Below are 6,769 nucleotides of genomic sequence, written 5' to 3'. Positions count from 1 at the left end.
ACATGCGCGACCCCAACAGCCTGTTCCTGACCCAGGCCTTCCGCATGCGCAACCGCGACCTCGTCTACGTCTCGAACGCGCCCTTCACGGAAGTCCAGAAGGTCCTATCCGTCTTCTCCACCGTCACGGCGCCTGTCTCGGCCGCCGCATCCGTCTACGGCGTCGCCCGCTGAGGCCACGAAAAAAGGGGGCGCTCGCCGCGCCCCCTTTCGTTTGTCGGATGGTCCTCGCTTCGGTCCTAGAAATAGGACTTGAGCGTGCCGCGGCGGCGCACGTCGAGGGTGGCGCAGTGGAACGAGCCACCGAACGGGCCGTAGGACAGGAACGGCGCCGGGATCGGATCGAAGCCCCAATCTTTCAGCGCCTTGATCAGCGTCGGCTGGCTCGCGTCGACCACGATCTTCTTCTCGTCCAGCGCCAGGACGTTGATCGACGTCCAGGGCGAGCACATCGAGATCTTGCTCATGAAGCCCTCGACCGGGTCGGGGCGCGGCGCGATCAGCACGTCCCACTTCTTGAGGACGGCCGGCAGTTTCTCGACGTCGACATAGTCCGGGTTGACCAGAACCTTGCCGGGCGCCAGCGGCATGAACGACGAGTCGATGTGCATCGGCTGCGGGCAGCGGCTCTCGATCTCGTGGATGCGGAAGCCGGGGCCGAGGTGGCGGCGCAGCCACTCGATGCCCATCAGGTTGGTCACATTGGAGCGGGTCACGAACAGGTCGCGCCCGCAGCGCACGAAATCGGCCGCGTCGAAGACGGGCTCGAACTCGTTGACGGTGAACTGCATCGGCTCGCCGGCCTTCAGGTTCGGCACCCGGTAATCGTAGTTGTAGAGGTCGTCCGTCAGCTGCGGACGGGGCGCCGAGGTCCAGCGCGCACCGTTGCGGAAATACTCCTTGAACAGGGCGCGGTAGGCGTCGCCCTCGAAATAGCGTGAGCGCCAGCACATCGGGCTTTCGATGATCTCGTCACCGATGACCAGGTACGGATCGCGCGGGCAGGCGACGCAGAATCCGCGCGAGGACCATTGCGGCGCCTTGAACTTGCGCGAAAAATCGATCGCGTCGGGGCGGCGGATCTTCACGCCTTCGCCGGCCAGGATCGAGATGAAGTTGTCGAGCTCCTTCTGCGCGAGCTTCTTCATGAACTTCGGATACCGGAAACCGGAGGCGAAGCGATAGAACGGCTGCGCGGCGCGCGGCAGGTTGAAGATCACCGTGAGGTGGTGTGTCGGAATGGTCGCACCGTCGAGACTTCCGACGATGACCTCCTCCAGCGGATCCCACTCGTTCCAGGCCATCACCGGAGAATTAGGGGCTGGAACGCGGCCCGTTCCGAGGCCGGAATAGTGCTCCGCCGGCGCCTCGTCGCGCACGGCCGCATCGGCCGTGATGTGTGTCTCGCGATCCATCGAAATCCGTTCCCCTGTCCGCCCCGACGGCTGATTCTCGGGCGCTGGGCCCTGTGCCGCTTTGGTTCTGACTGTGTCTCCGGGGTGATAGACAACGGTTCCCAAAGCTGCAACTTCCGAGGACATTCAACGTCTCCGGCGGTTTTTTGCGGTCGGAGACGCGGCGGATTCTCGAATACGGGAAGCGCCGCGACGCCCGCCGAAAGGGGACCATGAAGCGTCTGACGACTTTGGCCCTGATCGCCGGTCTGTGCACGGTCGTCGGCCTGTTCCTGTCATCGGGCCTGGAAGACGTGGCCGCCGCCGTCGTGAGCGCCGGATGGGGTGCGCTGATCGTCGTCCTCGCGCGCGCCGTCGCGGTGGCCTGGGCCGGTCTCGGCTGGTTCGTGATCTTCCCCAAGGCCACGCGTCCGACCCTGCGGGAGAGCGTCGTCCTGCGGTTCGTGCGCGAGGGCATCAACACGCTGCTCCCCGTGGCCCAGGTCGGCGGCGATTTCGTCGCGGCTCGCCTCCTGACGAAGCGCGGCGTGCCCGGCGGCATCGCGGGCGCCAGCATGTTCGTCGACCTGATGACCCAGGCCGTGACGCAGTTCCTCTTCACGGTGGCGGGCGTCGCGCTCCTCGTCTGGCTCGCGGGCGATGGCCCGATCGTGCGCACCGTACTGGGTGGCCTGGCGCTGGCCGCCCCCGCCCTCGGGGCGTTCTACCTGATCCAGCGCCGCAGCGGCCACAAGATCATCCAGGCCGTGATCGGCCGCTTCGCCGGATCGCGTGAATGGCAGGCGCTCGGCGCCGTGGACGTCCTCTACGACAGCCTAAAGCGTCTCTACGGCAATCGTTCGCGCGTCCTGGGCGGGATGGGCATCCACCTGATCGGCTGGCTGATCGGCACGGTCGAGGTCTACGTCGCCCTCCACTTCATGGGATATCCCGTCAGCATCGCCGAGGCGGTGGTGATCGAGAGCCTGGCGCAGGCGGTGCGCGGCGCGGCTTTCGCCGTGCCCGGTGCCCTCGGGGCACAGGAAGGCGGGCTGATCGCCCTGTGCGCCATCTTCGGAATTCCGGCGGAGGCGGCCCTCGCCCTCTCGCTCGTCAAGCGTCTGGCGGATCTGCTGGTCGGCGTTCCGGGCCTCTTCGCCTGGCACGCCCTCGAAGGCCGCCCGTCCGCGCCGGTCGAGGAGCCGGACGTCCGGGGCGAAACCACCCTGCGCCGCGACCTGCGCGTTCCCGCCCCGGCCTTCAGCCGTGCCGGGGATCTCGGTGGCGCACTGATCCGGAACGATGCCGAATTGGGAGAACTCAAGAAGTGCGCCTGACACGCATCGTCCGCGCCGGCCTGCTTGCCGGCCTGTTGCAGGTCGGTTTCGCCGCGCATGCGGCAGACGATCCGGCCGCCGCCGCGATCACGAAGGTCTATGCGAGCTTCGAGAAGGCGCTGAAGGACAGCCCGAAGGACGTCAAGGCGCGCGCCGCCAGCATCGGGGGTCCCTTGAGCGAGACCTTCGATTTTCCGGCGATGATCCGCGTCGCGGTCGGCCCCAAGTGGAAGGCGTTCACGCCCGAGCAGCAGGGGGCCCTCACCGAAGCCTTCGGCCGCTACTTCACCGCCACCTACGCCACCCGGCTCGCGCAGGCCGCCGGCGGCAAGCTCAACGTGAAGCCGCAGAGCGAGGCACGGGGCGCCAACCGGGTGGTTCAGACCGAAGTCGCCAACAAGGACGGCGACACCTCGCAGGTCGATTTCCTGCTGAGCCCCGAGAACCGGGTGCAGGACGTCTATCTCAACGGGAACGTCAGCGAAGTCGCGAGCCTGCGCGGCAGCTTTGCCGAGCCCCTGAAGTCCGGTGGCGCCGACGGCCTGCTCACATTCATGCGTGATCGCACCACCGGCATGCTCGCCGTCAAACCAACGCCTTAGTCTGGCGAGAGAGCATCGGACTTTCTTCCTTTCCGCCGCCGAACGATTCGCGCCGCTCGATCTCGCGGCACTCTCACGAGACCCGTGACCGAGCGATGCCCCTGATGGACCTGACCTGGCTCTCGCATCTTCTACCGCTGATCGCCCTGGTCGGTTGCCTCTACGGGCTGACCGCCGCCGGCCTCGCCGGACGCTTCGCGCGCAGACCGGCCCCGGCTCTCGGCGCAAACGCGCCCTCGGTCACGATCCTCAAACCCCTCTGCGGCATCGAGCCGAACCTCTACGAGAACCTCGAGACGTTCTGCCAGCAGGCCTATGCCGCGCCGGTACAGATCGTGTTCGGCGTGCAGAACGTCGCCGATCCGGCGATCGGCATCGTCCGCCGGCTCCAGGCCGGCTATCCGAGCCTGCGCCTCGACCTCGTGATCGACGCCCGGCAGCACGGCTCCAACCGCAAGGTCTCCAACCTCATCAACATGTCGGGGCAGATCGCCCATGACGTCGTCGTGCTCGCCGACAGCGACATGGTGGTGAAGCCGGACTACCTCGGCCGCATCGTCGCCGAATTGGCCCAACCCGGCGTCAACGGCGTCACCTGCCTGTATCACGGCGTCCCGGCGCATCGGGGCATATGGGCCCACCTCTCGGCTCTCGCGATCGACGTGCAGTTCCTGCCCAACGTGGTCATGGGCACCTCCCTCGGGCTCGCCACGCCCTGCTTCGGTTCCACCATCGCGTTCACCGCGAAGGCGCTGGCCGAGGTCGGCGGGTTCGAGGCGTTCCGCAACGATCTCGCGGACGATTATGCCATCGGCGAAGCGCTCCGCGCCCAGGGTGGCGTGGTGGCGATCCCCAACTTCACCATCGGGCACACCTGCGTCGACACCGATCTCGCGAGCCTGTGGAGCCACGAACTGCGCTGGAACCGCACCATCCGCAACGTCGATCCCGCCGGCTATGCCGGATCCCTCGTGACCCACGCCTTTCCGCTGGCGCTGATCGGCGCGCTGATTCCCGGCGCCGGCACGACGGCACTGGCGGTCGCCGCCTTCGCGCTCGCCTGCCGCATCATCCTGTGCGTGCGCCTGGAGCGCAGCTTCGGCCTCGCGCCGCACGCCTACTGGCTGTTGCCGATTCGCGACATCCTCTCCTTCATGAACTTCACTTGGAGCTTCGTCTCGGGGGCGGTGACATGGAAGGGCCATGATTATCGCGTCGTTGCAGATGGCACCTTGATCCCCGAGACGACGCTCGGTCGCGATGCTGGTGCATCGCCGCTCTAAGCTTCGTCCGTCCTCGACTCACCTTTTCCCTGATCTCGCTGAGGCCTTGAACCCCATGCGCACCCTTTTCCTGCAGGCTCCCACCTTCGACGGCTTCGATGGCGGTGCCGGCTCCCGCTACCAGGCCAAGCGCGAGATCAAGTCGTTCTGGTACCCGACCTGGCTGGCGCAGCCCGCCGCCCTGGTGCCGAACTCGAAGCTCATCGACGCGCCGCCCCACAACATCAAGCTTCCCGAGATCGTGGCCCAGGCCAACGACTTCGACCTCGTGGTGCTTCACACCTCCGTTCCGTCGTTCAAGTCGGACGTGAAGACCATCGAGGCGCTGAAGGCCGCGAATCCCAAGCTGATCGCCGGCCTGATCGGCGCGAAGGTGGCAGTGGACGCGGCCGGCGCGATGGCCCAGGCCCCTTGCGTCGATTTCTGCGCCCGCAACGAGTTCGACTTCACCGTCAAGGAAGTCGCCGACGGCACCCCGATGTCGGAGATCAAGGGCCTGTCCTACCGGGACGCCAACGGCGTCGTGATCCACAATGTGGATCGCGAGATCATGACGGACATGGACCAGCTCCCCTTCGTCACGAGCGTGTACAAGCGCGACCTCGAGATGGAGAAGTACTTCATCGGGTACCTCAAGCACCCCTACATCTCGTTCTATTCGGGCCGTGGCTGCAAGTCGCGCTGCACCTTCTGCCTCTGGCCGCAGACGGTGGGCGGGCACACCTACCGCACCCGCTCGGTCGCGCACGTGATCGAGGAGATCAAGTACTGCCTGAAGGAGTTCCCGCAGACCAAGGAGTTCTTCTTCGACGACGACACCTTCACGGACAACCTGCCGCGCGCGGAGGAAATCGCCCGCGAACTCGGCAAGCTCGGCGTGACCTGGTCGTGCAACGCCAAGGCGAACGTGCCGCGCGAGACCCTGAAGGTTCTCAAGGAGAACGGCCTGCGCCTGCTCCTCGTCGGCTATGAATCCGGCAACCAGCAGATTCTGAACAACATCAAGAAGGGCATGCGCGTCGAGGTGGCCGAGAAGTTCACCAAGGATTGCCACGACCTCGGCATCGCCATCCACGGCACCTTCATCGTCGGCCTGCCCGGCGAGACCCGGGAGACGATCCAGGAGACGATCGCCTTCGCCAAGCGCATCAACCCGCACACCATCCAAGCGTCGCTGGCCGCCCCCTATCCGGGCACCTTCCTCTATAAGCAGGCCGTGGAGAACGGCTGGCTCGACGTGGCGAACGCCGAACTCGTCGACGAGAACGGCGTGCAGATCGCGCCGCTGCACTATCCCCACCTGTCGCATTCCGAGATCTTCGCTGCGGTGGAAGAATTCTATCGCAAGTTCTACTTCCGCGCTCCGAAGATCGCCTCCATCGTTTCCGAGATGGTCCGATCGCCGGACATGATGAAGCGCCGCCTGCGCGAGGGCGTGGAGTTCTACCGCTTCCTCAAGGAGCGTCAGGGCGTCAAGGCGGCCTGAACCACCGCGCATACGTCTGATCGAGCGGCCGGGCCTAAGAAGCCCGGCCGTTTCGCGTTCGCGGGCTCGAAGCCTCGGGCCCGCACCCATCAGCCCGTCCTGCCATTCGCCACCGGGAGTCATGATGTGAAGCGGTTGGTCGTGACGGCCGATGATTTCGGCCTGAGCCTCGAGGTCAACGAGGCGGTGGAGCAGGCGCATCGGGAGGGCATTCTCACGGCGGCCAGCCTGATGGTCTCGGGTCCAGCGGCGGCCGACGCACTCGCGCGGGCCCGGCGCCTGCCGTCGCTGCGGGTCGGCCTGCATCTCGTGATGGTGGAGGCGTGGCCGACCCTGCCACCGGCCGATCTCCCGGACCTCGTCGGCGCGGACGGCCTGATCCGCAGCGACATGGGCCGCCTTGGCCTCGATCTGGCGCTGAAGGCCTCGGCGCGACGCCAGCTCGCCGCAGAGATCGAAGCGCAGTTCGAGGCCTATCGGGCCACGGGCCTCGCCCTCGATCACGTCAACGCGCACAAACACTTCCACGTGCATCCGCTCATCGCCGGTCTCGTACTCGCGGCGGGCCTGCGTCACGGCATGCGGGCGATCCGGGTTCCGCGCGAGACGCGGGCCGTGCTGCGCGCCGCCGAGCCCGGTGCCAACCCGAGAGCGGCCCTCGACAGCGC

At 66.7% G+C, this 6,769-nt stretch carries 6 protein-coding genes and 1 pseudogene; 6 read left to right on the top strand and 1 reads right to left on the bottom strand.

Features of this window, described 5'->3' with window-relative positions; translation table 11 throughout:
- Positions 1-173: pseudogene (locus JWQ05_RS02355) on the top strand (sugar transporter); the annotation flags it as partial.
- 65 nt (positions 174-238) lie between these two features.
- Here JWQ05_RS02355 and JWQ05_RS02350 read toward each other — a convergent pair.
- The gene (locus JWQ05_RS02350; protein WP_299653884.1) at positions 239-1,414 is read right to left on the bottom strand and encodes an amidinotransferase; all 1,176 of its coding nucleotides are present in this window, start codon (positions 1,412-1,414) and stop codon (positions 239-241) included.
- Positions 1,415-1,626: 212 nt separating this feature from the next.
- On the opposite strand from JWQ05_RS02350, the gene JWQ05_RS02345 reads away from it, so the two are divergent.
- The 5 genes from JWQ05_RS02345 to hpnK all read left to right on the top strand — a co-directional run.
- Positions 1,627-2,730: a flippase-like domain-containing protein gene (locus JWQ05_RS02345; protein WP_299653881.1), complete on the top strand. Its 1,104-nt coding sequence runs from the start codon at positions 1,627-1,629 to the stop codon at positions 2,728-2,730.
- Positions 2,731-2,735: 5 nt separating this feature from the next.
- The gene (locus JWQ05_RS02340; RefSeq protein WP_366944541.1) at positions 2,736-3,332 is read left to right on the top strand and encodes an ABC transporter substrate-binding protein; all 597 of its coding nucleotides are present in this window, start codon (positions 2,736-2,738) and stop codon (positions 3,330-3,332) included.
- 95 nt (positions 3,333-3,427) lie between these two features.
- Positions 3,428-4,615 carry a bacteriohopanetetrol glucosamine biosynthesis glycosyltransferase HpnI gene (gene hpnI / locus JWQ05_RS02335; protein WP_299653875.1) on the top strand — a complete coding sequence of 396 codons (1,188 nt, stop codon included), beginning with the start codon at positions 3,428-3,430 and terminating at the stop codon, positions 4,613-4,615.
- Positions 4,616-4,670: 55 nt separating this feature from the next.
- A complete protein-coding gene (gene hpnJ, locus JWQ05_RS02330) occupies positions 4,671-6,101 on the top strand; it encodes a hopanoid biosynthesis associated radical SAM protein HpnJ (protein ID WP_299653872.1) in 1,431 nt (476 codons plus the stop codon).
- A 126-nt stretch (positions 6,102-6,227) separates the two neighbouring features.
- Positions 6,228-6,769 (top strand): hopanoid biosynthesis-associated protein HpnK (hpnK, locus tag JWQ05_RS02325; RefSeq protein ID WP_299653869.1); only part of this gene is annotated, 542 nt, incomplete at its 3' end.

The sequence above is a fragment of the Methylobacterium sp. genome (genome assembly GCF_028290105.1).
In the GTDB taxonomy this organism is placed as follows: domain Bacteria; phylum Pseudomonadota; class Alphaproteobacteria; order Rhizobiales; family Beijerinckiaceae; genus Methylobacterium.
The sequence above is the reverse complement of the archived record's forward strand: the minus strand, read 5'-3'. Positions and strand labels throughout refer to the sequence as shown.